19 protein-coding genes are annotated in these 26,954 nt (G+C 68.0%); 10 read left to right on the top strand and 9 right to left on the bottom strand.

What is annotated here, in order from left to right; genetic code table 11:
• Positions 1 to 62: 62 nt before the first annotated feature.
• The 4 genes from rplJ to RLT59_RS14465 all read left to right on the top strand — a co-directional run bounded on the left by rplJ (position 63) and on the right by RLT59_RS14465 (position 9,201).
• Positions 63 to 620, top strand: a complete 558-nt coding sequence (gene rplJ, locus RLT59_RS14480) for a 50S ribosomal protein L10 (RefSeq protein ID WP_311303777.1) — start codon at positions 63 to 65, stop codon at positions 618 to 620.
• 83 nt (positions 621 to 703) lie between these two features.
• A complete protein-coding gene (gene rplL / locus RLT59_RS14475) occupies positions 704 to 1,087 on the top strand; it encodes a 50S ribosomal protein L7/L12 (RefSeq protein ID WP_311303776.1) in 384 nt (127 codons plus the stop codon).
• Positions 1,088 to 1,685: 598 nt separating this feature from the next.
• Positions 1,686 to 5,171, top strand: a complete 3,486-nt coding sequence (gene rpoB / locus RLT59_RS14470) for a DNA-directed RNA polymerase subunit beta (protein ID WP_311303775.1) — start codon at positions 1,686 to 1,688, stop codon at positions 5,169 to 5,171.
• Between the two features lie 130 nt (positions 5,172 to 5,301).
• Positions 5,302 to 9,201 (top strand): DNA-directed RNA polymerase subunit beta', encoded by a 3,900-nt coding sequence (locus RLT59_RS14465; RefSeq protein WP_311303774.1) that lies wholly within the window; start codon positions 5,302 to 5,304, stop codon positions 9,199 to 9,201.
• A gap of 90 nt (positions 9,202 to 9,291) precedes the next feature.
• Here RLT59_RS14465 and RLT59_RS14460 read toward each other — a convergent pair whose 3' ends face one another.
• From RLT59_RS14460 to RLT59_RS14435, 6 genes are all read right to left on the bottom strand, one after another.
• The gene (locus RLT59_RS14460; protein ID WP_311303773.1) at positions 9,292 to 10,173 is read right to left on the bottom strand and encodes a M48 family metalloprotease; all 882 of its coding nucleotides are present in this window, start codon (positions 10,171 to 10,173) and stop codon (positions 9,292 to 9,294) included.
• Positions 10,174 to 10,360: 187 nt separating this feature from the next.
• Positions 10,361 to 10,900 carry a Pycsar system effector family protein gene (locus RLT59_RS14455; RefSeq protein ID WP_311303772.1) on the bottom strand — a complete coding sequence of 180 codons (540 nt, stop codon included), beginning with the start codon at positions 10,898 to 10,900 and terminating at the stop codon, positions 10,361 to 10,363.
• Positions 10,897 to 12,228 (bottom strand): hypothetical protein, encoded by a 1,332-nt coding sequence (locus RLT59_RS14450; protein WP_311303771.1) that lies wholly within the window; start codon positions 12,226 to 12,228, stop codon positions 10,897 to 10,899. The genes RLT59_RS14455 and RLT59_RS14450 overlap by 4 nt, the downstream gene beginning before the upstream one ends.
• Positions 12,229 to 12,259: 31 nt before the next feature.
• Positions 12,260 to 14,446, bottom strand: a complete 2,187-nt coding sequence (locus RLT59_RS14445) for a hypothetical protein (RefSeq protein ID WP_311303770.1) — start codon at positions 14,444 to 14,446, stop codon at positions 12,260 to 12,262.
• Positions 14,443 to 15,231, bottom strand: coding sequence for a hypothetical protein (locus tag RLT59_RS14440; RefSeq protein ID WP_311303769.1), 789 nt, complete (start codon positions 15,229 to 15,231; stop codon positions 14,443 to 14,445). Before RLT59_RS14440 ends, RLT59_RS14445 begins: the two co-directional genes overlap by 4 nt.
• A 107-nt stretch (positions 15,232 to 15,338) precedes the next feature.
• A complete protein-coding gene (locus tag RLT59_RS14435; protein WP_311303768.1) occupies positions 15,339 to 16,088 on the bottom strand; it encodes a Crp/Fnr family transcriptional regulator in 750 nt (249 codons plus the stop codon).
• A 381-nt stretch (positions 16,089 to 16,469) separates the two neighbouring features.
• On the opposite strand from RLT59_RS14435, the gene rpsL reads away from it, so the two are divergent.
• The 4 genes from rpsL to tuf all read left to right on the top strand — a co-directional run bounded on the left by rpsL (position 16,470) and on the right by tuf (position 20,837).
• Positions 16,470 to 16,841: a 30S ribosomal protein S12 gene (gene rpsL / locus RLT59_RS14430; RefSeq protein ID WP_003948652.1), complete on the top strand. Its 372-nt coding sequence runs from the start codon at positions 16,470 to 16,472 to the stop codon at positions 16,839 to 16,841.
• A 2-nt stretch (positions 16,842 to 16,843) separates the two neighbouring features.
• Positions 16,844 to 17,314 carry a 30S ribosomal protein S7 gene (gene rpsG / locus RLT59_RS14425; RefSeq protein ID WP_014047773.1) on the top strand — a complete coding sequence of 157 codons (471 nt, stop codon included), beginning with the start codon at positions 16,844 to 16,846 and terminating at the stop codon, positions 17,312 to 17,314.
• A gap of 38 nt (positions 17,315 to 17,352) precedes the next feature.
• A complete protein-coding gene (fusA, locus tag RLT59_RS14420; protein WP_311303767.1) occupies positions 17,353 to 19,482 on the top strand; it encodes an elongation factor G in 2,130 nt (709 codons plus the stop codon).
• Between the two features lie 161 nt (positions 19,483 to 19,643).
• Positions 19,644 to 20,837 (top strand): elongation factor Tu, encoded by a 1,194-nt coding sequence (tuf, locus tag RLT59_RS14415; RefSeq protein ID WP_073732686.1) that lies wholly within the window; start codon positions 19,644 to 19,646, stop codon positions 20,835 to 20,837.
• A 92-nt stretch (positions 20,838 to 20,929) separates the two neighbouring features.
• On the opposite strand, the gene RLT59_RS14410 is transcribed toward tuf, so the two are convergent.
• From RLT59_RS14410 to RLT59_RS14400, 3 genes are all read right to left on the bottom strand, one after another.
• Positions 20,930 to 21,397 (bottom strand): GNAT family N-acetyltransferase, encoded by a 468-nt coding sequence (locus RLT59_RS14410; protein WP_311303766.1) that lies wholly within the window; start codon positions 21,395 to 21,397, stop codon positions 20,930 to 20,932.
• A gap of 108 nt (positions 21,398 to 21,505) precedes the next feature.
• Entirely contained in the window at positions 21,506 to 23,758 is a 2,253-nt protein-coding gene (locus RLT59_RS14405) for a poly(A) polymerase (protein ID WP_311303765.1), read from the bottom strand.
• Positions 23,758 to 25,479 (bottom strand): RNA ligase family protein, encoded by a 1,722-nt coding sequence (locus tag RLT59_RS14400; protein ID WP_311303764.1) that lies wholly within the window; start codon positions 25,477 to 25,479, stop codon positions 23,758 to 23,760. The genes RLT59_RS14405 and RLT59_RS14400 overlap by 1 nt, the downstream gene beginning before the upstream one ends.
• A 507-nt stretch (positions 25,480 to 25,986) precedes the next feature.
• Between RLT59_RS14400 and rpsJ the strand changes: the two genes are divergently transcribed.
• Both rpsJ and rplC read left to right on the top strand, forming a co-directional pair.
• Positions 25,987 to 26,295, top strand: coding sequence for a 30S ribosomal protein S10 (gene rpsJ / locus RLT59_RS14395; protein WP_003948644.1), 309 nt, complete (start codon positions 25,987 to 25,989; stop codon positions 26,293 to 26,295).
• Between the two features lie 14 nt (positions 26,296 to 26,309).
• Positions 26,310 to 26,954 carry a 50S ribosomal protein L3 gene (rplC, locus tag RLT59_RS14390; protein WP_014154591.1) on the top strand — a complete coding sequence of 215 codons (645 nt, stop codon included), beginning with the start codon at positions 26,310 to 26,312 and terminating at the stop codon, positions 26,952 to 26,954.

The following is a 26,954-nucleotide window of genomic DNA, read 5'->3' as shown; positions in this document are numbered from 1 at the left end:
GCGTTTCGTCTTTTCCGGCCCCTTCTGAGCGGTCCTCATCACCCGGAAGGAGGCCGACGCTCATGGCAAGGCCCGACAAGGCTGCCGCGGTAGCCGAGCTCGCGGACCAGTTCCGCAGCTCGAACGCCGCCGTGCTGACCGAGTACCGGGGTCTCACCGTGGCACAGCTCAAGCAGCTGCGCCGTTCGCTCGGTGAGAACGCCCAGTACGCCGTGGTGAAGAACACGCTGACCAAGATTGCGGCCAACGAGGCCGGGATCGACACGCTCGACGACCTGTTCGCAGGTCCGACGGCGGTTGCCTTCGTCACCGGTGACCCGGTGGAGTCGGCGAAGGGTCTTCGTGACTTCGCCAAGGACAACCCCAACCTCGTCATCAAGGGCGGTGTCCTTGATGGCAAGGCGCTGTCCGCCGATGAGTTCAAGAAGCTTGCGGACCTTGAGTCCCGCGAGGTTCTGCTCGCCAAGCTGGCCGGTGCCATGAAGGGCAAGCAGACTCAGGCTGCGCAGCTCTTCCAGGCTCTGCCGTCGAAGTTCGTCCGCACCGCGGAAGCGCTTCGTGCCAAGCGGGAAGAGCAGGGCGGTGCCGGTACTCCGGCTCCCGCCGAGGCCGCCGAGTAATTTCGCTCAGCGGTCCAGCGGGCTCCACGTACGCCCGCCGACATATACATCCGGCACCTGCCGAATAGTGGAAGGACGCCATCATGGCGAAGCTCAGCCAGGAAGACCTGCTCGCCCAGTTCGAGGAGCTCACCCTCATCGAGCTCTCCGAGTTCGTTAAGGCCTTCGAGGTCAAGTTCGACGTCACCGCCGCCGCGGCCGTCGCCGTCGCCGGTCCCGCCGCCGGTGGCCCCGCCGCCGAGGCCGAGGCCGAGCAGGACGAGTTCGACGTCATCCTCACGGGTGCCGGCGACAAGAAGATCCAGGTCATCAAGGTCGTGCGTGAGCTGACCTCGCTGGGTCTCAAGGAGGCCAAGGACCTCGTGGACGGCGCCCCGAAGCCCGTCCTGGAGAAGGTCGCCAAGGAGGCCGCCGACAAGGCTGCCGAGTCCCTCAAGGGCGCCGGCGCCTCCGTCGAGGTCAAGTGACCCTGCGGGTCATCTGACCCGTCTGGACCCCGTGCCGCGAGGCACGGACGTCACATCGCGAAAGGCGATCACCCGTACGGGTGATCGCCTTTCGGCGTACCCGTGGGAGTGCCTTGCTCTTCGCGCGCTGACGAGTATGGTGATCTTCGCCGTGCGCCTCTCGGAGGGGAGTGCGAACGGCGCGCGGGGGCGGCGTACCCGGGGCCCGTACGGGCTGGGGGGCCTTGACGAACCGCACGAGGCGCGCAATTCTCAAGGCGCGTCGTCATATCGATCCGGATCCGAGGCATGGATCGAGGGCGAAGAGGGCAGTAAAGAAGAGCGCAGCTCATGCAGGGCTACGCAGGGCTAGACATAGGTGTTGAGAACAAGCTGTTGCGAGCAACGTGGGTCTCTGAGAACCCCGACTGGACATCAGTGTGCCTCTTGGCTACACTGACCCTTTGCGCTGCCTGTTAGCTGCCTCCTGCCCGTCACCAGGGGCATACCCATCTTGTGCACCGTGGACTGAGCATCCCTGAAGAGGGGCATCTATCCATGTGTCCAGTTTGGGACCGGTACGCGCGTAGTGAGTCCGAGCCCTCGGAAGGACCCCCTCTTGGCCGCCTCGCGCAACGCCTCGACCGCGAATACGAACAACGGCGCCAGCACCGCCCCGCTGCGCATTTCTTTTGCAAAAATCAAGGAGCCCCTCGAGGTTCCGAACCTCCTCGCGCTGCAGACCGAGAGCTTTGACTGGCTCCTCGGTAACGCCGCCTGGAAGGCTCGCGTCGAGGCTGCTCTGGACAGTGGACAAGACGTCCCCACCAAGTCCGGCCTGGAGGAGATCTTCGAGGAGATCTCACCGATCGAGGACTTCTCCGGGTCGATGTCGCTTACGTTCCGCGACCACCGCTTCGAGCCCCCGAAGAACTCGATCGACGAGTGCAAGGAGCGCGACTTCACGTTCGCGGCTCCGCTCTTCGTCACGGCCGAGTTCACCAACAACGAGACCGGCGAGATCAAGTCCCAGACGGTCTTCATGGGCGATTTCCCGCTCATGACCAACAAGGGCACCTTCGTCATCAACGGCACCGAGCGTGTCGTCGTGTCGCAGCTGGTCCGCTCGCCGGGTGTCTACTTCGATTCCTCGATCGACAAGACGTCCGACAAGGACATCTTCTCCGCCAAGATCATCCCTTCCCGGGGTGCCTGGCTGGAGATGGAGATCGACAAGCGCGACATGGTCGGTGTCCGCATCGACCGCAAGCGCAAGCAGTCCGTCACCGTTCTCCTCAAGGCTCTCGGCTGGACCACCGAGCAGATCCTCGAAGAGTTCGGCGAGTACGAGTCGATGCGCGCCACCCTGGAGAAGGACCACACCCAGGGCCAGGACGACGCACTGCTCGACATCTACCGCAAGCTGCGTCCGGGCGAGCCGCCTACCCGCGAAGCTGCTCAGACGCTGCTTGAGAACCTCTACTTCAATCCGAAGCGCTACGACCTCGCGAAGGTCGGCCGCTACAAGGTGAACAAGAAGCTCGGCGCGGATGAGCCGCTCGACGCCGGTGTCCTCACCAGCGATGACATCATCGCGACCATCAAGTACCTGGTGAAGCTGCACGCCGGGGAGACCGAGACGACCGGCGAGTCCGGCCGGGAGATCGTCGTCGAGACCGACGACATCGACCACTTCGGCAACCGTCGTCTGCGTAACGTCGGCGAGCTCATCCAGAACCAGGTCCGTACGGGTCTGGCTCGTATGGAGCGCGTCGTGCGTGAGCGGATGACGACCCAGGACGTAGAGGCGATCACGCCGCAGACCCTGATCAACATCCGGCCGGTCGTCGCCTCCATCAAGGAGTTCTTCGGCACCAGCCAGCTGTCGCAGTTCATGGACCAGAACAACCCGCTGTCGGGTCTCACCCACAAGCGCCGCCTGTCGGCGCTTGGCCCGGGTGGTCTCTCCCGTGAGCGGGCCGGCTTCGAGGTCCGTGACGTGCACCCGTCCCACTACGGACGCATGTGCCCGATCGAGACCCCCGAAGGCCCGAACATCGGTCTGATCGGTTCGCTCGCCTCGTACGGCCGCGTCAACGCGTTCGGCTTCATCGAGACGCCGTACCGCAAGGTCGTCGACGGCCAGGTCACCGACGAGGTCGACTACGTCACGGCCGACGAGGAAGACCGTTACGTCATCGCCCAGGCGAACGCGACGCTCTCCGACGAGCTGCGCTTCACCGAGCCCCGCGTCCTGGTCCGCCGTCGTGGCGGAGAGGTCGACTACGTGCCCGGCACCGAAGTCGACTACATGGACGTCTCGCCGCGCCAGATGGTGTCCGTCGCCACCGCGATGATCCCGTTCCTGGAGCACGACGACGCCAACCGTGCCCTCATGGGCGCGAACATGATGCGTCAGGCGGTGCCGCTCATCAAGTCCGAGGCGCCGCTCGTCGGCACCGGCATGGAGTACCGCTGCGCCACCGACGCCGGTGACGTACTGAAGGCCGAGAAGGACGGTGTGGTCCAGGAGGTCTCCGCGGACTACATCACCGTGACGAACGATGACGGCACGTACACCACGTACCGCATCGCGAAGTTCATGCGCTCGAACCAGGGCACCTCGGTCAACCAGAAGGTCGTCGTCTCCGAGGGCGACCGGGTCATCGAGGGCCAGGTGCTCGCCGACGGTCCGGCCACCGAGAACGGTGAGATGGCCCTGGGCAAGAACCTGCTCGTGGCGTTCATGCCGTGGGAGGGTCACAACTACGAGGACGCGATCATCCTGTCGCAGCGCCTCGTGCAGGACGACGTCCTCTCCTCGATCCACATCGAGGAGCACGAGGTCGACGCCCGTGACACCAAGCTCGGTCCGGAGGAGATCACCCGGGACATCCCGAACGTCTCCGAAGAGGTCCTCGCGGACCTCGACGAGCGCGGCATCATCCGGATCGGTGCCGAGGTCGTCGCCGGTGACATCCTCGTCGGCAAGGTCACGCCCAAGGGCGAGACCGAGCTCACCCCCGAGGAGCGCCTGCTCCGCGCGATCTTCGGTGAGAAGGCGCGCGAAGTGCGCGACACCTCGCTGAAGGTGCCGCACGGTGAGATCGGCAAGGTCATCGGCGTCCGCGTCTTCGACCGCGAAGAGGGCGACGAGCTGCCGCCGGGCGTGAACCAGCTGGTCCGCGTCTACGTCGCGCAGAAGCGCAAGATCACCGATGGTGACAAGCTCGCCGGCCGTCACGGCAACAAGGGCGTCATCTCGAAGATCCTGCCGATCGAGGACATGCCGTTCCTGGAGGACGGCACCCCGGTCGACATCATCCTCAACCCGCTGGGTGTCCCGTCCCGAATGAACCCGGGACAGGTCCTGGAGATCCACCTCGGCTGGCTCGCCAGCCGCGGCTGGGACGTCTCCGGCCTCGCTGACGAGTGGGCCAAGCGCCTGCAGGTCATCGGCGCCGACCAGGTCGCCCCCGGCACCAACGTCGCGACCCCGGTCTTCGACGGTGCGCGCGAGGACGAGATCACCGGCCTCTTCCAGGCCACGATCCCGAACCGCGACGGCGACCGGCTGGTCCAGCCCTCGGGCAAGGCCAACCTGTTCGACGGCCGCTCCGGCGAGCCGTTCCCGGAGCCGGTCTCGGTCGGCTTCATGTACATCCTCAAGCTCCACCACCTGGTCGACGACAAGCTCCACGCTCGTTCGACGGGTCCGTACTCCATGATCACCCAGCAGCCGCTGGGTGGTAAGGCCCAGTTCGGTGGACAGCGCTTCGGTGAAATGGAGGTGTGGGCGCTTGAGGCTTATGGCGCCGCGTACGCCCTCCAGGAGCTGCTGACGATCAAGTCCGACGACGTGACCGGCCGCGTGAAGGTCTACGAGGCCATCGTCAAGGGCGAGAACATCCCCGAGCCCGGTATTCCCGAGTCCTTCAAGGTGCTCATCAAGGAAATGCAGTCGCTGTGCCTCAACGTGGAGGTGCTGTCCTCGGACGGCATGTCCATCGAGATGCGCGACACGGACGAGGACGTCTTCCGCGCGGCGGAGGAGCTCGGAATCGACCTGTCCCGGCGCGAGCCGAGCAGCGTCGAAGAGGTCTGACGGGTTGGCCGGCCGGATCCCTGTGATCCGGCCGGCTCTCCCCGGACCCGTTCAGACCATTGCTGAAGTGCCCCGATTTCTCGCGTTGACGCGAGGGGGCTCGAACCCCCGAAAGAGGGATTGACGACAAGTGCTCGACGTCAACTTCTTCGACGAGCTGCGGATCGGCCTTGCCACCGCGGACGACATCCGGACCTGGTCCCACGGCGAAGTGAAGAAGCCGGAGACCATCAACTACCGCACGCTCAAGCCCGAAAAGGACGGACTCTTCTGCGAGAAGATCTTCGGTCCGACCCGGGACTGGGAGTGCTACTGCGGCAAGTACAAGCGTGTCCGCTTCAAGGGCATCATCTGTGAGCGCTGTGGCGTCGAGGTCACTCGCGCCAAGGTGCGCCGTGAGCGCATGGGCCACATCGAGCTTGCCGCTCCCGTCACCCACATCTGGTACTTCAAGGGCGTCCCGTCGCGACTGGGCTACCTGCTGGACCTCGCGCCGAAGGACCTTGAGAAGGTCATCTACTTCGCCGCGTACATGATCACGTTCGTCGACGAGGAGCGCCGTACCCGCGACCTCCCGTCGCTGGAGGCGCACGTCTCCGTCGAGCGCCAGCAGGTCGAGAACCGTCGCGACTCCGACCTGGAGAACCGCGCCAAGAAGCTGGAGACCGACCTCGGCGAGCTGGAGGCCGAGGGCGCCAAGGCCGATGTGCGCCGCAAGGTGCGCGAAGGTGCCGAGCGCGAGATGAAGCAGCTGCGCGACCGTGCGCAGCGTGAGATCGACCGCCTCGACGAGGTGTGGAGCCGCTTCAAGAACCTCAAGGTCCAGGACCTGGAGGGCGACGAGCTGCTCTACCGCGAGCTGCGTGACCGCTTCGGCACGTACTTCGACGGCTGCATGGGTGCCGCCGCCCTGCAGAAGCGCCTGGAGTCCTTCGACCTCGACGAGGAGGCCGAGCGCCTCCGCGAGATCATCCGCACCGGCAAGGGCCAGAAGAAGACCCGTGCGCTCAAGCGCCTCAAGGTCGTCTCCGCGTTCCTGCAGACCAGCAACAAGCCCAAGGGCATGGTGCTCGACTGCGTGCCGGTCATCCCGCCGGACCTGCGTCCGATGGTGCAGCTGGACGGTGGCCGCTTCGCGACCTCCGACCTGAACGACCTGTACCGCCGTGTGATCAACCGCAACAACCGCCTCAAGCGTCTCCTTGACCTCGGTGCCCCCGAGATCATCGTGAACAACGAGAAGCGGATGCTGCAGGAGGCCGTCGACGCGCTGTTCGACAACGGCCGCCGCGGTCGCCCGGTCACCGGTCCCGGTAACCGCCCGCTCAAGTCCCTCAGCGACATGCTCAAGGGCAAGCAGGGCCGATTCCGTCAGAACCTTCTCGGTAAGCGTGTGGACTACTCCGCGCGTTCCGTGATCGTCGTCGGCCCGCAGCTGAAGCTGCACCAGTGCGGTCTGCCGAAGGCCATGGCGCTGGAGCTCTTCAAGCCGTTCGTGATGAAGCGCCTGGTGGACCTGAACCACGCGCAGAACATCAAGTCGGCCAAGCGCATGGTCGAGCGCGGCCGCACGGTCGTGTACGACGTCCTGGAAGAGGTCATCGCGGAGCACCCGGTTCTCCTGAACCGTGCGCCCACGCTGCACCGTCTCGGCATCCAGGCCTTCGAGCCGCAGCTGGTCGAGGGCAAGGCCATCCAGATCCACCCGCTCGTCTGCACCGCGTTCAACGCGGACTTCGACGGTGACCAGATGGCCGTGCACCTGCCGCTCTCCGCGGAGGCGCAGGCCGAGGCCCGCATCCTGATGCTGTCCTCGAACAACATCCTGAAGCCGGCCGACGGTCGTCCCGTCACCATGCCGACCCAGGACATGGTGCTGGGTCTGTTCTTCCTGACCACCGACGGTGAGCTCCGTGACACCAAGGGCGAGGGCCGCGCGTTCGGCTCCACGGCCGAGGCGATCATGGCGTTCGACTCCGGCGAGCTGGCGCTCCAGTCGTCCGTCGACATCCGCTTCCCGGTGGGCACCATCCCGCCGCGTGGCTGGGTGCCGCCGGTCGCGGAGGAGGGCGAGCCCGAGTACCAGCCGGGTGACACCTTCCGGCTGCGGACGAGCCTGGGCCGCGCGCTCTTCAACGAGCTGCTGCCCGAGGACTACCCGTTCGTCGACTACTCGGTCGGCAAGAAGCAGCTCTCCGAGATCGTCAACGACCTCGCGGAGCGCTACCCCAAGGTCATCGTGGCGGCGACGCTCGACAACCTGAAGGCGGCGGGCTTCCACTGGGCCACCCGTTCCGGCGTCACCGTGTCCGTCGCGGACATCGTCGTGCCCGAGGCCAAGAAGGCCATCGTCAAGGGCTACGAGGACCAGGACGAGAAGGTCCAGAAGCAGTACGAGCGCGGTCTGATCACCAAGGACGAGCGCACGCAGGAGCTCATCGCGATCTGGACCAAGGCGACCAACGAGGTTGCCGAGGCGATGAACGCGAACTTCCCCAAGACGAACCCCATCTTCATGATGGTTGACTCGGGTGCCCGAGGAAACATGATGCAGATGCGTCAGATCGCCGGTATGCGTGGTCTGGTGTCCAACGCCAAGAACGAGACGATTCCGCGTCCCATCAAGGCGTCCTTCCGTGAGGGCCTCACCGTTCTGGAGTACTTCATCTCCACGCACGGTGCCCGTAAGGGTCTGGCGGACACCGCCCTGCGTACCGCCGACTCGGGTTACCTGACCCGTCGTCTGGTGGACGTCTCGCAGGACGTGATCATCCGCGAGGAGGACTGCGGCACCGACCGCGGCCTCAAGCTGAAGATCGCGGTCAAGGGCGCCGACGGCGTGCTCCGCAAGACGGACGACGTCGAGACCTCGGTCTACGCCCGCATGCTCGCGGAGGACGTCGTCATCGACGGCAAGGTCATCGCGCCTGCCAACGTCGACCTCGGTGACGTCCTGATCGACGCCCTGGTGGGCGCCGGCGTCGAGGAGGTCAAGACCCGCTCGGTCCTGACCTGTGAGTCCGCGGTCGGCACCTGTGCCTTCTGCTACGGACGCTCGCTCGCCACCGGCAAGCTGGTCGACATCGGTGAGGCGGTCGGTATCATCGCCGCCCAGTCCATCGGTGAGCCCGGCACCCAGCTGACGATGCGTACCTTCCACACCGGTGGTGTGGCCGGTGACGACATCACCCAGGGTCTGCCCCGAGTCGTCGAGCTCTTCGAAGCCCGTACGCCGAAGGGTGTCGCCCCGATCTCGGAGTCCGCCGGCCGGGTCCGGATCGAGGAGACCGAGAAGACGAAGAAGCTCGTCGTGACGCCGGACGACGGCAGCGAGGAGATCCCGTTCCCGATCTCCAAGCGCGCCCGTCTGCTGGTGGGCGAGGGCGACCACGTCGAGGTGGGCCAGAAGCTCACCGTGGGTGCCACCAACCCGCACGACGTGCTGCGGATCCTCGGTCAGCGCGCGGTCCAGGTCCACCTGGTCGGCGAGGTCCAGAAGGTCTACAACTCGCAGGGCGTGTCGATCCACGACAAGCACATCGAGATCATCATCCGGCAGATGCTCCGCCGCGTGACGATCATCGAGTCCGGCGACGCGGAACTCCTGCCGGGCGAGCTCGTCGAGCGTTCGAAGTTCGAGACCGAGAACCGTCGTGTGGTCACCGAGGGCGGTCACCCCGCCTCCGGCCGTCCGCAGCTGATGGGTATCACCAAGGCCTCGCTGGCGACGGAGTCGTGGCTGTCCGCGGCCTCCTTCCAGGAGACGACCAGGGTCCTGACGGACGCGGCGATCAACGCCAAGTCCGACTCCCTGATCGGCCTCAAGGAGAACGTCATCATCGGTAAGCTCATCCCGGCCGGTACGGGTCTGTCCCGCTACCGCAACATCCGGGTCGAGCCGACCGAGGAGGCCAAGGCCGCGATGTACTCGGCCGTCGGCTACGACGACATCGACTACTCGCCGTTCGGCACCGGCTCCGGCCAGGCCGTTCCGCTGGAGGACTACGACTACGGTCCGTACAACCAGTAGGCGAGTCGCCTGATACGACCGGAGGGCGGTCACCCCGTGTGCACGGGGTGGCCGCCCTCCGGCGTGCCCCAGGCCGGTCCCGGCTGTCGGTCAGTGCTGGGAAGCCAAGAAAGGGCGAAGGCGGTGCAAGCGGGTCGCGTAGTCCGGGTGGGAGGCCAAGAGCGGTGAGCTGAGCTCCGAACGGGCACCGCTCTCTGTGGACATCGCTGCTCCCTGGATCCGTGATGACGGCGGTCCGGCTTTCTCCATGGCGAGCAGCACCTCCACCAGCACAGGTGCGAAGCCGAGCGACGCCGCGTGCAGGTCAGCACGCAGTTCGGCGCGCCTGCTCAGTGCCGCCGCCGCATAGGGAGAAACGAGCAGCGCGAGCGGCACTCCGCCCAACAGCATGGCGGCAGGGCTCAGCAGCATGATGCCGAAGCCGGCCAGCAGGGCTGCGGTGACGAGCCATGACGCACGCAGCGCCGCGCTGGTGGTGCTGACGAGCACTGTGCGGCCGGCCCGGAACGCCGCGCGGCCGGGCAGGCCGTACCAGCGGCCCGCCAGTGTGGACCAGCTGTGTCCGGCTGTGTGGTGGCCCAGTTCGTGGGCCAGTACGGCAGCGAGTTGGGCACTCGAAAGGTTCTCCAAGGCGAAGCGGGTGACGCCGACTATGTGGCCGGCTGCTGCGTACGCGTTGAGATTGTCCGTGTTCTCGATCCACAGGCCATAGCGATTGCCTTCGATCCCCGCGCGTCCGGTCACCTCGTGCCAGACCGTCTCGAGCCTGGCGCGCTCATGGGGGAGCGGATACCGGAACCCCAGTACATAACGGGCGTACAGGTCTTCTGTGGGTCGGTGGAAGACCAGCAGGCCCGCTGCCAGCCACACCAGGGCAGGGAGCCAGAAGGGCATTCCCCAGGCGAGTTCCAGCAGCCGACCGGCGGCAAGGACCGTCCCGAGACTGAACACGAACCCGGGCAGGTACAGCACCAGCCGACCCAGGGTGGCGGCATCCGCTCGGCGCTGGTGGGCGGCGATGTGCAGTCGGTTGCCAGGGGCGTGGAGATATTCGAGGTCGTCCTCCGTGAGGGGCGCGTCGGTCGTCCGGTCTCCGTGGTGAGGGTGTGCACGTTCGTCTGGGGGCTGTGTCATGTCCGTCCTCCGTGATGTCGGTAGCTCAGCCGATGACCACGGATGCGGGGAGCAACAGGGCACCGATACAGAAGGCGACCAGTCCGGCGCGTATCCACTGGTGCTTGCGCGTGACGATCCGGCTTGTCTCCGTCAGTGCTGACAGCAGCGAGGCCATGGGCAGCTGTTCTGTCTCGGCCAGTGCCTGTGGCAGCTTGTTCTGTCTTACCGCACGTCGAATGTCCCCGAAGTAGGTGAGCGGGTCACCGGGAGCCCAGTCGCTGACGCGGTAGCGCGGGGCTACAGCCAGCAGAAGGAACAGCAGGGCCAGGGCCAGGACGGTGATTCCTGCCCACCACACGATGGCACCAGGTGCCGACAGATGGCTCGACGGCCAGTCTCTGCTGACCAGAACACCGCAGACGACGCCGGAGGTCAGGCCGAGCGCAGCGACGACTACGGCCGCCTTGCTGTCGGCACGAGCGATCTCGGCACGCAGATCGACCAGAAGGCGAGCGGCGGTCCTGGCACCGAGGGCCGTGGCCGGAGCAGGTGTGTCCGGGGCTGATGAGGCCGGGCCGGTCATCGGAGGTCCTTTGGTCCGGGGCCATCGTTCCGGGATACGTCGGATGCCGGTGTGGGCCGCCGACGGGGTTCGGGGAGGAGCGTGCCGCGCGAACCCGAGGCCGCTGAGGTGCCTGCGTCTGACTCGTACGCATCGGGGGTGTACGGATCGGAGCCGGGCGGCGAGGTCTCCACCTGCCCGGAGAGCTCTTCGTCCGGCCCGAAAGCTGGGTCTGCCGCGGTCTCGGGGTCGCCGGGGGGCCATGCGGTCACGGGCAACCGGGGGACCGGTGCCCCACGGCCCGTTTCGTCGGCGGGCAGCTGTTGGTTCAGGATGTCGTGCATGGCGCGCAGCGCGAGCTTCTTGGGGGCTGCCAGCTCGTATCCCTCGGCGTTGTCCCCGCCGAGCAGCTGAGCGACCATGTCGGCCTTGGCCCGGATCATGCTCGCCTGGTCCTGGCGTAGGCTCTGGACGACCAGCCGGGAGTCCTCCGGATGCTCAGCGAGGTGCAGAGCCCAGGCGCGGACACCGCCCTGCTCCAACTGGGCCTGGTAGAAGTCGATCTTTGCGAGTTCGGCCTCCCTCAGTTCCGACCGCCACTTCTGTTGCTGAAGAAGCAGTTCCTGTTGCCGTTCCCCGTAGACCAGCGCCCGGTCGGTCTGCATCGCGTCCCGCCGTCGTGCACACAGGTCCGCCTCGACGTCGTAGGCCATGGCCTGCTGCTCGGCGTGGATGCGTTCTGTGGCCGTGTGGTCGATCGCCTGCATACGCTTTTGATGGTCGACGTTGTCCCGGTCCCGGTGCAGTCTCATAGTCCACCCGACGAGGAGACCCGCGTCTGAGCCGAGAGGGCCTCGGGCGTGCACCGCGCGCAGAACCTCCGCCTCGGCCTCGGCGCTCTTGGTGACGGCGAAGCGACGTGTGACCGAGCGCGCGGCCTGCTCCAGTTCACCCAGCAACAGGCGTGGGACGTCACGGTGTCCGGAGGCAACGAACACTGCGGGGTCGCCCACCTGCCAGGTCACCTCCACGGCGCACTCGAACTCAAGGGCGTCGTTGTCGCTCGGGAGAGCCAGTTCCAGGTGGACGGGATGAATGCCCATGTCCACTTCGTACACAGCGGTGTAGCGCTTGCCGATGATCTCCGTGCGCGCCGGCCGGAGGGGCGGCAGCGACGTGACGTACGCGCCGGACGGCGTCGAGAACACCAGGGCGTGGTCGATGCGGGTGAGCCTTCGGGGGACGAAGCCGAACCGGGAAATCTGGCGCACGGTCAGCACCGGATCCTTCAGCTGCGTGTGACGGCCGGCGGGTTGTTCCCACTCGGGAGGGCGGTGAAATCGGGTCATGCCGATGGGTCTCCTGTGCTCGTGGGGAGGGTCAAAGGAGTGGCAGTGCGCCGAGCAGACGGTGTGCCACAGGTGGCGGTATGCCCTCGTCGCCCGTGACTGTGTGCAGCAGATGACTGATGCGCTGCTGATCGGCCTCGCTCGTCACGAGAACGGACAGCAAGCGAGCGAGAGCCCGTTCGGCTTCGGGGTCGTCTTCGGCGGACAGGACCCACCGGCGCAGCACGTCAAGTACGCGGCGACGGTTGACGCGGTCGTTCAACGCGGTGCGCAGGAGAACGGGGATACCCGCCGAGGCCGGAGCCCGGGCAGCAAGAGATGTCGCGTACCAGTCCAGGACGAGCGGTCGGTCCGGTGAGGCATCGCGGTCTGTTCGTCCGCAGGCATTGAGAAACCCGTTGAGGGCCAGGGCACGGACCTTCTGGTCGTGGTCGAGAGTCCTGAGCAGTTCGCCGAGTACCTGATCGCCGACCTGGGAGAGCAACAGAAGCTCCACCGACTCGGCCAGCACCTCGGACAGCTTTTCGTCGTTCCCCTCGGCCAGTCCGTCCGGATCCGGGGCTTCGTCGATTTCTTCCCGGCGCGCCGCGGTACGCAGCGCCGCCATGGTCTCCATCGGACGTTCGGGACCGATCAACCCATGCGTGCGGATCGCCACCCAGCGCAGATGGGGGACATTGCTGTCGCACCAGGCATCGAGAATGCGTGGCACGTTCGGCGTGCCGACGTGATGGGCGAGGGTCAGCGCATGCACTGCCACCGTCCGAGGGCCGAAGAGCGGGGACGCGGCCCAGGGTTCGATGACTAGGGCCATGGCGGAGGGGAGATCGGTATGGGCGAGGACAGCCGCGGTGGAGGAGGCGCGGGTGCGGACCAGCGGCCTGCCGTCCTTCGCCAGGTCCTGGAGCCACTGCACCAGCGCCGGCCGTGCCGATGGATGCCCGGTCCACACCTCTCGCAGGAGAACGAGCGAGGTCCGGTCGTCCAGGTAGGCCGCTTTCACTTGCTGCACGGGGCCCCATTCGGTGCGCTCCGCGGCCTCGTAGCGATGAGCCCGTGCCAGCTCGAGGCGCTTGCCGATGTGTGTGCCGAACACCGGCACAGCGGCCGGCCGTTGGGAGTCCGCAGTCCGCTGCAGGCGCGCGTACAGACGGTCGCTCACTTCCGCCGTCAGCGCGTACGGTCCGTCGTCGAACGCGGCCAATGCGATGAGGAAGGCCTTCTCTCGCAGGTGCAGAACCGTGTCGTCCTCCTCGAACCACTCACGGACCTGGCCTTCGAGAGCCGCCAGTGAGAAGTTCTCGACCTGCCGCTCATCGGTGTCGCCGGCCGCGTACCCCAATAGGGTCGAGGCGAACTCGGAGGTCTCGCGCGGTTGGTGAGTGCGCGCGAGGAACTCCGTGACCACCGGCAGCGCCAGCAAGGACGCGACGGCATCGGGGTCGAGCCGCGCCCGCAAGTGTGCGGAGAGGACGTCCACTGATGGTGGCGGCTGCCACGCGTCGGTCTTCACATCCTCGAGATGGGCGCGCGGCCCGACAGTGATGACCAGATACGCGTCCCGCTGGGTGAGCCGGTCACGCAGTGCCAGCAGATCCACTTCCCGTAACGGCTTGTTCCGGTCGGTCTCCAGGTCACAGAGAAGGTGGCCTCGTGCCCCGGTCTGCTCCTCGCCGTCCGGAACGAGTGAACTCGGTGCGGTGTCGCGGGCGACGGAGTGCACCGGTGAGAGGCCCAGGCGATGCAGCAGCATGAGCGCGGCGGTCCGCCGTCCGGAGGAATGGGGACCACTGAGCACGAGCACGCGTTCTTTGCGCAGTCGGTCGACGAGTTCGGCGAACGGGGGGCCCGGGTCGGCAAAACACTCCGCCACCTGTGTCAGTGTGACGGCGCGGATTTCGCCCGAGGAGGGCCCTGTGGACAGGCCGCCGAACCCGTAGTGGATATGGGTGGTCGCTCCCAGATGGACGTCGCCGTGGAACGAGCCGCCGCCGATGCCGTGGTTGACGCCGCCCAGGACACCGCCGGCAAGGTGGGTCCCTTCGCCGAACGCCATGGTGCGCGGTGTGTGGTCCACCAGGTCCCACCGTGCCGCCCAGGCCTCCTGCGGCCGGTCCATCACCTTGGCGCCCGCTGCATCGTTCGGATGACCGGTCGGTTCGGCGTCCTCGGGCCGCTCGCCCTCCTCCGGCTGTCCCGCCTCGTTCTCGCTGCTCACCCTCGGTCTCCGAGTTCGCCCCCGAGGTGGACATCGCCGTGGAAGACGCCCCCACCGATGCCTCGGTTCTCGCTGCCGAAGACGCCGCCGTTCACCGTGGCACCGCCGAAGTCGAAGGCGGCCGGAGGCGCTGCGGACGCGGGCCGTTCGCGTGTGGGGTGCGTGGCGCCGGGCCGGGCACTCCGGCTCTGATCGCCGGCCTCCTTCCGGGGAAGGGGAACCTGGCTGTGCAGCCAGGCCGGCAGCGGTCCGTTCTTGCTGTCCACGGTGACGGCATGGAACTCGTCGGCCGGCACACCGGGGTGGTTGTGACGTACGACGCCCTGGTAAACGGACTCCGACACGCACAGGGCGAAGTCCCCCCGCTCGTCTCGCAGCGCATGACGCAGTGCGTCGGCGTCGAGCAGGCGGCAGGCGTGGTTGAGGTCGGACCCCACCCAGCCGCCTTCGCCGTCGACAGCGACGTAGCCGGACGCGACGACTCCGCGCAGCCTCATCTGGGCGGAGCTGGACGCCCGGCGGTTGATCGCTCGCAACTCCGCCGGAACGAAACTTAGGAGGGTGCGCAGGAGCGTGGTCGACGAGGCGTTGGAGTCGATCAGTTCCATCACACTGTCGCCCCGGTCCGCACGGCGCCGCAGCGTCATCTCGATGCCGGCGGCCAGCAGCGCACGATCGGTGAGATCGAACAGCATGCGACGCAGATAGGCCTGTTCGACATCGTCGCGATGACTGAACTTCTCGATGTCGAGAAGGAGGATAGTGCTGTTCACGGGGTCGGACATGGGTGGGCTGCCTCTCGCCGGGGACGGTACGGCAAGAGCGTGCCGTCGGCGAGTCTGTGGCGGTGAGTGCATATGACGCAGTCGGACTGTGACTGCGTGCACAGACGTCAGGGCGTGGGTGTGCTTCGGGGCCGTTCGACGGGTACGGGATGTGCGGCGCGCGCCATCAAGCGCAGAGCGCTCGGACGCACCACTACCAGGGCCCTGCGACCGGTGACGACGATGCCCCTGGTCCTCAGGTCCTTCAGCAGCCGCTGCACCATTTCCCGCGAGGCTCCGACCGCACCGGCCAGCTCCTGCTTGCTGAGGGGTACGGCGATCTCGATGCCTTCGTCGGTCCGGCGTCCGTGAGAGCGAACGAGGTCGAGGAGCAGGACCGCGAACCGCTCCCGGACACTCATGGAGGCGAACTCCAGCCGGCGCCGGTCGGCGGCGCGGTTCCGGTCGGCTGTCAGCCCCAGCAGCTTGAGCGAGACGGTGGGGGAGTGACTGACGAACTCTCGGAACCGCTCGTGCGTGATGGCGACGGCCCGCACCGGAGCCAGAGCGGTCACCGTCGCCGAGCGCGGGCGACCGGTCAACGCTGCCGACTCACCGACTATGTCGCCAGGACCCCGCAGGGCGAGCAGGGCCTCGTAGCCGTTCTCCGACGCGGCGATGACCTTGGTCCAACCGCGCAGGATGAGCAGGACGTGGGACGACGGCTCATACTGTTGCAGGAGAGGCGCGCGAGGAGCGAAGGAGAGTTCCCTGCCCAGCGCGAGCAGTGCTTCCCGGTCCTCGCGCTCGAGTCGTGCGAGAAAGGGAACGCGGTCGTCGAGCCCGTCGTCGCCGGGCAGGGCCGCACCAGCCGTCATGGAGTCCCCCGTCCTTCGGCGCGCGGTTCAATGTACTGACGCCGCTGAGGGTGCGGCAGGCGCGTGGCGGGGTTTCGGCCACCCACCGTTCGCGAACGGTTACGGTAAGCCGCAGGCGGTGTGCCTGTGGCGGGGTCCCTGGCCTGGACAGCATTTGTTTTGACCGGAGTCCGTGAGGTAGGTACGCTCAGACCTTGTGCCTGGGGTGTGCCTGGGCTCGTGTGCGTGTCCTCAACCGCACGGCGAGTTCGTCTTTGGCCACCGTGATCTGCGCTTCCACTGCTCCAGGGCAGTGGCCCGCAGTATCCGACACACCCGACCGCGTGGGTCGGAGTTGTTCCAGGTTAGTTTCACCGACGGCACACAGAAACCGGAGAAGTAGTGCCTACGATTCAGCAGCTGGTCCGGAAGGGCCGGCAGGACAAGGTCGAGAAGAACAAGACGCCCGCGCTTGAGGGTTCTCCCCAGCGCCGCGGCGTCTGCACGCGTGTGTTCACGACCACCCCGAAGAAGCCGAACTCCGCGCTCCGGAAGGTCGCACGTGTGCGTCTGACCTCCGGTATCGAGGTCACGGCCTACATTCCGGGTGAGGGACACAACCTGCAGGAGCACTCCATCGTGCTCGTGCGTGGTGGCCGTGTGAAGGACCTGCCGGGTGTTCGTTACAAGATCATCCGCGGCTCCCTTGACACCCAGGGTGTCAAGAACCGCAAGCAGGCCCGCAGCCGCTACGGCGCCAAGAAGGAGAAGTAAGAATGCCTCGTAAGGGCCCCGCCCCGAAGCGCCCGGTCATCATTGACCCGGTCTATGGTTCTCCTCTTGTCACCTCGCTGATCAACAAGATCCTGCTCAACGGCAAGCGTTCCACCGCCGAGCGGATCGTGTACGGCGCCATGGAAGGCCTCCGCGAGAAGACCGGCGCTGACCCGGTCATCACGCTGAAGCGCGCGCTTGAGAACGTCAAGCCCTCGCTTGAGGTCAAGTCCCGCCGTGTCGGTGGCGCCACCTACCAGGTGCCGATCGAGGTCAAGCCCGGTCGCGCCGCCACCCTCGCGCTGCGCTGGGTCGTCGGTTACTCCCGCGCCCGTCGCGAGAAGACGATGACCGAGCGGCTCATGAACGAGCTGCTCGATGCCTCCAACGGTCTTGGCGCTGCCGTCAAGAAGCGCGAGGACACCCACAAGATGGCCGAGTCGAACAAGGCCTTCGCGCACTACCGCTGGTAGTCGCTTACCCCATCGAGACCGAGAGAAGATTGAGCCTTATGGCCACCACTTCGCTTGACCTGGCCAAGGTCCGCAACATTGGGATCATGGCCCACATCGACGCGGGCAAGACGACCACCACCGAGCGGATCCTCTTCTACACCGGCGTTTCGTACAAGATCGGTGAAGTCCACGACGGCGCTGCCACGATGGACTGGATGGAGCAGGAGCAGGAGCGCGGCATCACGATCACGTCTGCCGCGACGACCTGTCACTGGCCGCTCGATGATGTTGACCACACGATCAACATCATCGACACCCCGGGTCACGTCGACTTCACCGTCGAGGTGGAGCGTTCGCTCCGCGTCCTCGACGGCGCTGTCACCGTGTTCGACGGTGTGGCCGGCGTCGAGCCGCAGTCCGAGACCGTCTGGCGTCAGGCGGACCGCTACGGCGTGCCGCGTATCTGCTTCGTCAACAAGCTCGACCGCACGGGTGCCGAGTTCCACCGCTGTGTCGACATGATCGTCGACCGCCTTGGTGCCGTCCCGCTCGTCATGCAGCTCCCCATCGGCGCAGAGGCCGACTTCAAGGGCGTCGTCGACCTCGTGTCGATGAAGGCCTTCGTGTGGCCCGAAGAGGCCGCCAAGGGCGAGATGTACGACACGGTCGAGATCCCGGACACCCACAAGGAAGCCGCCGAGGAATGGCGCGGCAAGCTCCTTGAGGCCGTCTCCGAGAACGACGACGAGATGATGGAGCTGTACCTGGAGGGCGTCGAGCCCACCCAGGAGCAGCTGCACGAGGCGATCCGCCGGATCACCCTCGCGTCGAAGGGTTCCGCCGACTCCGTCACGGTCACCCCGGTGTTCTGTGGCACCGCGTTCAAGAACAAGGGCGTCCAGCCCCTGCTCGACGCGGTCGTCCGCTACCTGCCTTCCCCCCTGGACGTCGAGGCCATCGAGGGCCACGACGTCAAGGACCCCGAGAAGGTCATCGAGCGCAAGCCTTCGGACGACGAGCCGTTCTCCGGCCTGGCGTTCAAGATCGCGAGCGACCCGCACCTCGGAAAGCTCACCTTCGTCCGGATCTACTCCGGTCGCCTTGAGGCCGGCACCGCGGTGCTGAACTCGGTCAAGGGCAAGAAGGAGCGCATCGGCAAGATCTACCGCATGCACGCGAACAAGCGTGAGGAGATCGCGTCGGTGGGCGCGGGCGACATCATCGCTGTCATGGGGCTCAAGCAGACCACGACCGGTGAGACGCTCTGTGACGACAAGAACCCGGTGATCCTGGAGTCCATGGACTTCCCGGCGCCGGTCATCGAGGTCGCCATCGAGCCGAAGTCCAAGGGCGACCAGGAGAAGCTGGGTGTCGCCATCCAGCGCCTCTCGGAGGAGGACCCCTCCTTCCAGGTGCACTCCGACGAGGAGACCGGCCAGACCATCATCGGTGGTATGGGCGAGCTTCACCTCGAAGTGCTCGTCGACCGCATGAAGCGCGAATTCCGCGTCGAGGCGAACGTAGGCAAGCCGCAGGTCGCGTACCGCGAGACGATCCGCAAGGCCGTCGACCGTATCGACTTCACGCACAAGAAGCAGACTGGTGGTACCGGCCAGTTCGCGAAGGTGCAGATCGCCATCGAGCCCATCGAGGGCGGCGACGCGTCGTACGAGTTCGTCAACAAGGTCACCGGTGGCCGCATCCCCCGGGAGTACATCCCCTCGGTGGACGCGGGTGCTCAGGAAGCCATGCAGTTCGGCATCCTGGCCGGCTACGAGATGGTGGGCGTCCGCGTCACCCTTCTCGACGGTGGTTACCACGAGGTCGACTCCTCGGAGCTGGCCTTCAAGATCGCCGGTTCGCAGGCGTTCAAGGAGGGTGCCCGCAGGGCGTCCCCCGTGCTCATGGAGCCGATGATGTCCGTCGAGGTCACCACGCCCGAGGACTACATGGGCGATGTGATCGGCGACCTCAACTCCCGCCGTGGCCAGATCCAGGCCATGGAGGAGCGCAGCGGCGCTCGCGTCGTGAAGGGCCTCGTGCCCCTCTCGGAGATGTTCGGCTACGTCGGAGACCTCCGCAGCAAGACCTCGGGTCGCGCAAGCTACTCGATGCAGTTCGACTCCTACGCCGAGGTTCCGCGGAACGTCGCCGAGGAGATCATCGCGAAGGCCAAGGGCGAGTAACTCTCCCGAGCTCACGCTTTAGGCTTGTCACCGGAGCCCGGTGGGGCATTCGGCGCAGCGCGCAAGCACTGTGCCGAATGCCCCCGGGTCCCGGCATCCCAGCAAAGATCACCTGGCGCCGATGAAGCAAGGCGTACAGAACCACTCCGCAGGAGGACCCAGTGGCGAAGGCAAAGTTCGAGCGGACTAAGCCGCACGTCAACATCGGCACCATCGGTCACATTGACCACGGTAAGACGACCCTCACGGCCGCCATTACCAAGGTGCTGCACGACGCGTACCCGGACCTGAACGAGGCCTCGGCCTTCGACCAGATCGACAAGGCTCCTGAGGAGCGCCAGCGCGGTATCACCATCTCCATCGCGCACGTCGAGTACCAGACGGAGTCGCGTCACTACGCGCACGTCGACTGCCCCGGTCACGCTGACTACATCAAGAACATGATCACGGGTGCGGCGCAGATGGACGGCGCCATCCTCGTCGTCGCCGCGACCGACGGCCCGATGCCGCAGACCAAGGAGCACGTGCTCCTGGCCCGCCAGGTCGGCGTTCCGTACATCGTCGTCGCGCTGAACAAGGCCGACATGGTGGACGACGAGGAGATCCTGGAGCTCGTCGAGCTCGAGGTCCGTGAGCTCCTCTCCGAGTACGAGTTCCCGGGCGACGACCTTCCGGTCGTCAAGGTCTCGGCGCTCAAGGCTCTTGAGGGTGACAAGGAGTGGGGCCAGACCGTCCTCGACCTGATGAAGGCCGTCGACGAGTCCATCCCGCAGCCCGAGCGTGACGTCGAGAAGCCGTTCCTGATGCCGATCGAGGACGTCTTCACGATCACCGGTCGTGGCACCGTCGTCACCGGTCGTATCGAGCGTGGTGTCCTCAAGGTCAACGAGACCGTCGACATCGTCGGTATCAAGACCGAGAAGACCACCACCACGGTCACCGGCATCGAGATGTTCCGCAAGCTGCTCGACGAGGGCCAGGCCGGTGAGAACGTCGGTCTGCTCCTCCGTGGCATCAAGCGCGAGGACGTCGAGCGCGGCCAGGTCATCATCAAGCCCGGTTCGGTCACGCCGCACACCGAGTTCGAGGCCCAGTCCTACATCCTGTCGAAGGACGAGGGTGGCCGTCACACCCCCTTCTTCAACAACTACCGCCCGCAGTTCTACTTCCGTACCACGGACGTGACGGGCGTTGTGACCCTCCCCGAGGGCACCGAGATGGTCATGCCGGGTGACAACACCCTCATGAACGTCGCGCTGATCCAGCCGGTCGCCATGGAAGAGGGCCTGAAGTTCGCCATCCGTGAGGGTGGCCGGACCGTGGGCGCCGGCCAGGTCACCAAGATCCTCAAGTAAGTCCTTGAGCGTCTGACCTGGTAGCTCCGCACAGAGCACCGAGAAGGGCCCCCTCCCATCGCGCAAGCGGTGGGAGGGGGCCCTTCTGCTTTCTACGGTGTGGGGACGGGCGGCCGCCGCACCATGAACACGTCGACCGGGTCCTCGCGCTCCAGGGCGAACCCGTGCCGCTCGTGCAGCCGCCGGGCCGCGCTGCCCTGCAACACGTTGAGCCGGACGGTGACCCCTTCGGCGTCGGTACGGGCCAGCAGCTCGCGCAGCACCGCCGAGCCGATGCCCGCGCCCTGGAGCTCCTCGGCGAGGAAGAAGTTCTCCAGGCACCGGCCGCCCTCGGCGGGCCGGAGGGTGACACTCCCGCCGAAGCGTCCGTCCACGACGATGACCGAGGTGTACTCCGGCAGATAGGAGTCCCGCAGCCGCTGGCGCACCCGGTGTTCGTCGTAGCGCCCCAGCCGGACGAGATCCGGGCGCATCACGACGGCCCGGATCTCGGCTGTGGGCTCAAGATCCTCGGGGGTGGCGGGGCGCAGCGCCCAGGCCTGGGTGGTACGTACATGCATGGCGGGATTGTGCCAGAGGCGGGGCCCGGGGCCGGGGCCAGCGGTCCTCGGTGGTGGTGCCGTGTGCTTGGAAGCCGGGCGCGGGCGCCGGGCGGGAGCGCACCGCCGTCAGGCGGGCCCGTCCGCGAACGCCGCGTCCCCGCTGGACCGCAGCGCCGGCAGCACCACCGCCGACAGCGACGCGTCCCGGATCCCGCGCAGCAGCTCCGCCCCGATCTCCGCGAGCCGGGGCCCGTCCGGCGGGCTCGCGCCCAGGCCGATCGCGTACCCCGTGCGGCCGTCGGCCGTGAGCGGGCGCGGCCATATACAGGTGTCGGGTGCGCCCGCCTCGTCGAGCGCGGCGCGCACGGCGAGGAGGCGGCCGCGCAGTCGGCCCTCGTCCGGGCCGGGGCGCGCGGAGGCGAGGGCCCAAGAGGTGTGGCGGTCCCGCAGTACGGGCGGGGCGCAGAGCCGGGGACGCGGGTCTGCGCCGTCCTCCGCAGCCTCCAGGATCTCCCAGGCGCGGTACAGCTCGGCGGCGAGGAGATCGCGGCCGGCGGGGGAGACCTGTGTGGTGCAGGAACGTACGGGGGCCGTCGGCGTCAGCACCGTGACCGGGTGAGTGGTCGTCGTGGCCGCGCCTGCCGCAGCCCCGCCCACCGCCGCAGCCCCGCCCACCGACTCGTCCCAGTTCCACGCCGCCCAGGTCGCGAAGAAGTGCCGGAGCAGGCCGAGGGGTGGCAGTCCGTCCGACTCGTGTGCGGTACGGGCCGCGAGGACGGTCCAGGCCAGGCCCGGCAGCCCGCCGCAGGGCGCGGAGTCCAGGCCCCTGGCCCGCGCCCAGGCCTTGACGTCCCGGGCGAGGGCCTCGAAGGAAGCGCCGTGGGGCTCCGCCGCCGCGAGCACCGCCTCCGCGTCGCTCACCGCGCTCAGCGCGATCGCCGCCGCCTCGCCCAGTTCCGCGCGGTGGCCGATCGCGTCGGCCGGGGGGAGCGACCCCGTCGCCACGGTGGCCAGGTCCACGCTCAGCCCGTCCAGGTGGAAGCGCAGGCCGGGAACCCGGGCGCCCGTCACCTCGCGCACGTCCCGGGCCTCGGGGAGGGCGGCGGTCAGCCGTTGCCGCAGCTCCGCCGGAGCGGGCGTGCCGGGCAGCGCCGCGACCAGGTCCAGGTCCGCGTCCGGCAGCGCGCAGCCCATGCGCCGGGAGCCGACGACGTGGACCCGGGCGCCGGGGAGGGCGGCGGCGACCCGTTCCGCGAGCCCTTCCGTCGCCGCCGGTACGGGCGGGCCCAGCTCCACCCGTACCCCGTAGTGGTCGGAGATGTGGAGTCCGGCCGGGCCGGGGGAGTCGCCGGTCAGCGTCGCGGTACGGGCCCGGAGGCGTTCCGTGCGCAGCAGCACCCGGTCCAGCCGGGAGACGCGGCCTGACAGGGAGGAGATCGCCGCCAGGGGGTTCGCGGACGGGTCGAAGGTCGGGGTGTGGTCGGCGGAGCCGTGGACCTGGTGCCACGCGTCCGTCATCGCCAGCCGGGTCTGCGGGTGGTCGCCGCCGTCGTTGAAGTCCCCTAGGAGCAGCACCTCGCCCTCGACGTCGGCCAACCCCGTTGCCAGATCGGCCAGTTCGGTGTCGCGGCGGGCGGCTCCGGCAGGGGAGTGGTCGCTGCTGAGGTGGGTCACGGCCACGGTGACCGGGCAGTCTCCGGCCGTCTCCACCACGGCTGCCGCCACCGCCTTGTGCGGGCCGAGGACGTGCAGCCCCGCCTCGCGCACGGGGAGCCGGCTGAGCAGCAGCAGACCGCAGTCCGCCACGTCCCGGCCCGCCGGTTCCGCGGCGAGCGTGTATCCGTCGCGCACCCAGCCGGCCCCCAGCAGCAGATCCAGCAGCGCGGGCTCCGCCTCCTGGAGCGCGATGACGTCCGCGTCCGCCGCGTGCAGCGCGTCGAGCAGCAGGGGGCGGCGGCGGGCAGTGTCGATCCGGTCGGCGTCGTACCGGTCCCAGAGGGTGTTCCAGGTGAGGACGGTCAGACCGGGGGACGGGGCAGGTGAACGGGCCGGTGCCGGTTCCCAGGTGCCCGTGGCAGGGGAGTACGCGTGCGGGGTGCGGGACGTGAAGCAGGGGGACGGGAGCCTGCGCGGAGTCCGTATCCGGCCGGCGTTTGTCGCGTCGATCCGGTCGGTGCCCGTGGACCGGTCCCACACCACCTCGCCGTCCGCCTCGAAGAACAGCACCCGGTGCCAGGGGATGTCCCCGCCCGGGGTGAACCGCTCCAGCGGCACCCGCTTGGGGTCCCGGCCGCGCTGGGCGACGCCCAGGACGAAGCGGGCCGGGTCGAACCGGGGGTCCCAGCGGACCCGGTGGTAGATGTCCTCGCTCGTACGCATCAGGCCCGGTCCTCCACGGTCGTGCTGCTGCCGATGTACCAGGTGCGGTGCGCCTGGCCCGGGTACGGGGGTACGAACCGGCGCAGCTGGGAGGCCAGTACCTCCGGGGGCACCGGGTGGGCGCGACGGGCGTTGCGCGCGGTCAGCTCTTCCTCGCCGGTCCAGGCCACGGCGTGGGTGAGCAGCGCGTCCCGGCGGTGGGCGGCCGCGTGCACCAGGTTGCGCTGGTGCGGGTTGAGCGAGGTGGCGTCCCAGACCACGGTGGCGCCGGGGACCAGTGCTTCGTCCAGGCGTCGCAGCCCCTCGCGCAGGATGTCGGCGTTGGCGCTCTGGTCGGCGCGCGAGCCGCGGGCGAGGCGCAGCTCGTCGAGGGAGATGTACGTGTCGGTCCCCGGCAGGGCGCGGCCGAAGGTGCTCTTGCCGCTGCCGGACGGGCCGACCAGGTGGATCAGGCGGGGGAAGTCCCCGTCCCGCCAGCGCCAGGTCGCCGCCACCGCCTCCTCCGCCGTGCCGATCCGGCCCAGCGCGTACGCCTCACGGGCCTGCGCCAGGCAGCGGTCCGCGGCGGCCGGGTCCAGCTCCGCGAACGCCTCCCGGAGCCCTGCCGGTTCGGCCACCTCCTCGGCGTGCAGCCGCGACCACTCCACCTGCTCGCGGGCGTCCGGGCTCGCGGCCAGGGCGCCGGCCACCGCGTGCAGCGCCGGCAGCCGGGCGGCGAGCGACATCCGCGCCAGTCCGCCGCGCCGCTCCTCGTCCGGGTACGGGCGGTGCAGCGAGGGGGCCAGCCCCACCAGGTCCGCGACGCGGCGGGCGAGCGGCATGCCGAGCGGGCCGGCCAGCGCGGGGGCCAGGGCCGCGCGCCGGGTGCGGTGCAGCAGGGCGGCCAGCACCCCGGACAGCCGGTCGTCCCCGGTGAGGCTCAGCGCGTCCAGGGCATCGGCCGCCGCGAGGGCGGCGGAAGCGTCACCGGTCCCGGCGGCCGCGTGACCGGTTCCGGCCGAAGCGCCACCGGACCCGGTCACAGCGGCGGCCGCGAGCGCCGCCGGGTCCACCGGGGCGCCGGAGCGCACGTCCCAGAGCGCGGCGGAAGGCCCCAGCGCGTTCTCCACCACCGCCGCGTGCATCCAGTGCGTGTCCGTGACGACATGGCCCGGCCGTACCCACTTGGCCACCCGCCGCCCGAACTCGGCGGCCGGAAAGCTCCCGGCGGGGCGGACGACGTAACCCTCCTGGCGTCCGGTGTCCAGGCGCCGCGCGCGCAGCGTCCGTTCCGCGCGGGCGTCGAACACCCCGCGCCACAGCACCGGCGGGGTCGGGATGCCGAGGCCGTGCAGGAACGCCACGGTCCGGTCCCACCCCAGGCAGGTGTCCCCGTCCCAGACGGAGAACCCGTAGAAGTGGGCCGCGAGGTCGTCGTACGGGATGGAGTGCCGGGCGAACACGTTCTCGCCGCAGATCCGCCATCCCGCCGGGATGCGCGGGCCGACGCGTCCCTGGAGCGCCTTGACCCGGGCCCGGGAGGGGTGGTGCGCCGAGTCGAGGGAGCGGGCGTGCAGCCCGTCGGCGTAGAGCGTGGTGTTCTCGCCGTCCAGCTTCTCCGTGACGACGACCTCCGAGCCGGTGAGTCCGGCGAGGTCCGTGCGGCCGGTGAGCCGTAGGTCGTCCGAGGAGGCCCCCGGTGACCAGGGCAGATGCGGTGTCCGCGGATAGTGCGTACGCATGGATTCCCGCCCCCGGTGACGTGCCTGGTCCGGCCGGTCACTGTAGGGGCGGGGGACCGCGGCGCTCGACCGAATTACCCCGCCGAGGGAGGGGAACGGGGGCGGTGGAGGCGTGCCCGCGTTTGACCATTCATCCCCGAGGGGTAAGATCCCCGGCCGATTGGCCAGGCTCACACCCCGTATGGCACACTGACCAGGTTGCTCGGTTGAGTGTCAATGCTGCGCGCCTCCCGCCGGGAGGACCGGAAGCGAGTCCCACAGTACTCGTCGGCCCCATGGGTCGGACGTACGGGAATCTTTCGGGAAGCGTATGTGTGCCACCGGCCAGGCACCCGGTGGGGTTCCTCCCCCGGCATCCGCGGTCTCAGGCCCGCACCCCCTTGGTTGGGATCTTCTTCGGGAGATTTTCGTAGAGGGGATGCGACACGCCCGACCGCGTGGGTCGGAGGCGGAGTAATCAGAACCCCGGGTTCCAGAGCGTTACGAGAGACAGGACTACTAGTAGCCATGGCGGGACAGAAGATCCGCATCCGGCTCAAGGCCTACGACCACGAGGTCATCGACTCCTCGGCGAAGAAGATCGTCGAGACGGTGACCCGCACTGGTGCGTCGGTCGCAGGCCCGGTGCCGCTGCCCACTGAGAAGAACGTGTACTGCGTCATCAAGTCGCCGCACAAGTACAAGGACTCGCGCGAGCACTTCGAGATGCGCACGCACAAGCGCCTCATCGACATTCTCGACCCCACGCCGAAGACGGTTGACTCGCTGATGCGCCTCGACCTGCCGGCGGGCGTCGACATCGAGATCAAGCTCTGAGGGGACGGGCCGAGATGAGCAAGAACATCAAGGGCGTCCTGGGCGAGAAGCTCGGCATGACCCAGGTCTGGGACGAGAACAACCGGGTTGTCCCGGTGACCGTCGTCAAGGCCGGTCCGTGCGTCGTGACGCAGGTCCGTACGAACGACAGCGACGGCTACGAGTCGGTCCAGATCGCCTTCGGCGAGATTGACCCGCGCAAGGTGAACAAGCCCCTCAAGGGTCACTTCGCCAAGGCCGACGTCACCCCGCGCCGCCACCTGGTGGAGCTCCGCACCCCTGACGCCAGCGAGTACACGCTGGGCCAGGAGGTCACTGCCGAGGTGTTCGAGTCCGGCGTCAAGGTCGACGTCACGGGCAAGAGCAAGGGCAAGGGCTTCGCCGGTGTCATGAAGCGTCACAACTTCAAGGGCCTCGGCGCCGGCCACGGCGTCCAGCGCAAGCACCGTTCCCCCGGTTCGATCGGTGGCTGTGCCACCCCTGGGCGTGTCTTCAAGGGCATGCGCATGGCCGGTCGGATGGGTAACGAGCGCGTCACCACCCAGAACCTGACCATCCACGCGGTTGACGCGGAGAAGGGTCTGCTGCTCATCAAGGGCGCGGTCCCCGGTCCGAACGGCGGCCTCGTCCTGGTCCGTACCGCGGCCAAGGGGGCTTGA

The sequence above is a fragment of the Streptomyces sp. ITFR-6 genome (genome assembly GCF_031844725.1).
In the GTDB taxonomy this organism is placed as follows: domain Bacteria; phylum Actinomycetota; class Actinomycetes; order Streptomycetales; family Streptomycetaceae; genus Streptomyces.
Note: the sequence above shows the minus strand (reverse complement) of the source record. Positions and strands in the feature narration are given on the sequence as shown.

What these genes read in the sequence shown, in the direction of transcription:
- rplJ (WP_311303777.1), top strand. Translation starts at nt 63, where the DNA reads ATGGCAAGGCCCGACAAGGCTGCCGCGGTAGCCGAGCTCGCGGACCAG.
- rplL (WP_311303776.1), top strand. Translation starts at nt 704, where the DNA reads ATGGCGAAGCTCAGCCAGGAAGACCTGCTCGCCCAGTTCGAGGAGCTC.
- RLT59_RS14455 (WP_311303772.1), bottom strand. Translation starts at nt 10,900, where the DNA reads ATGACCGGCCCGGCCTCATCAGCCCCGGACACACCTGCTCCGGCCACG.
- RLT59_RS14450 (WP_311303771.1), bottom strand. Translation starts at nt 12,228, where the DNA reads ATGACCCGATTTCACCGCCCTCCCGAGTGGGAACAACCCGCCGGCCGT.
- RLT59_RS14440 (WP_311303769.1), bottom strand. Translation starts at nt 15,231, where the DNA reads ATGTCCGACCCCGTGAACAGCACTATCCTCCTTCTCGACATCGAGAAG.
- RLT59_RS14435 (WP_311303768.1), bottom strand. Translation starts at nt 16,088, where the DNA reads ATGACGGCTGGTGCGGCCCTGCCCGGCGACGACGGGCTCGACGACCGC.
- rpsG (WP_014047773.1), top strand. Translation starts at nt 16,844, where the DNA reads ATGCCTCGTAAGGGCCCCGCCCCGAAGCGCCCGGTCATCATTGACCCG.
- fusA (WP_311303767.1), top strand. Translation starts at nt 17,353, where the DNA reads ATGGCCACCACTTCGCTTGACCTGGCCAAGGTCCGCAACATTGGGATC.
- RLT59_RS14410 (WP_311303766.1), bottom strand. Translation starts at nt 21,397, where the DNA reads ATGCATGTACGTACCACCCAGGCCTGGGCGCTGCGCCCCGCCACCCCC.
- RLT59_RS14405 (WP_311303765.1), bottom strand. Translation starts at nt 23,758, where the DNA reads ATGCGTACGAGCGAGGACATCTACCACCGGGTCCGCTGGGACCCCCGG.
- RLT59_RS14400 (WP_311303764.1), bottom strand. Translation starts at nt 25,479, where the DNA reads ATGCGTACGCACTATCCGCGGACACCGCATCTGCCCTGGTCACCGGGG.
- rpsJ (WP_003948644.1), top strand. Translation starts at nt 25,987, where the DNA reads ATGGCGGGACAGAAGATCCGCATCCGGCTCAAGGCCTACGACCACGAG.
- rplC (WP_014154591.1), top strand. Translation starts at nt 26,310, where the DNA reads ATGAGCAAGAACATCAAGGGCGTCCTGGGCGAGAAGCTCGGCATGACC.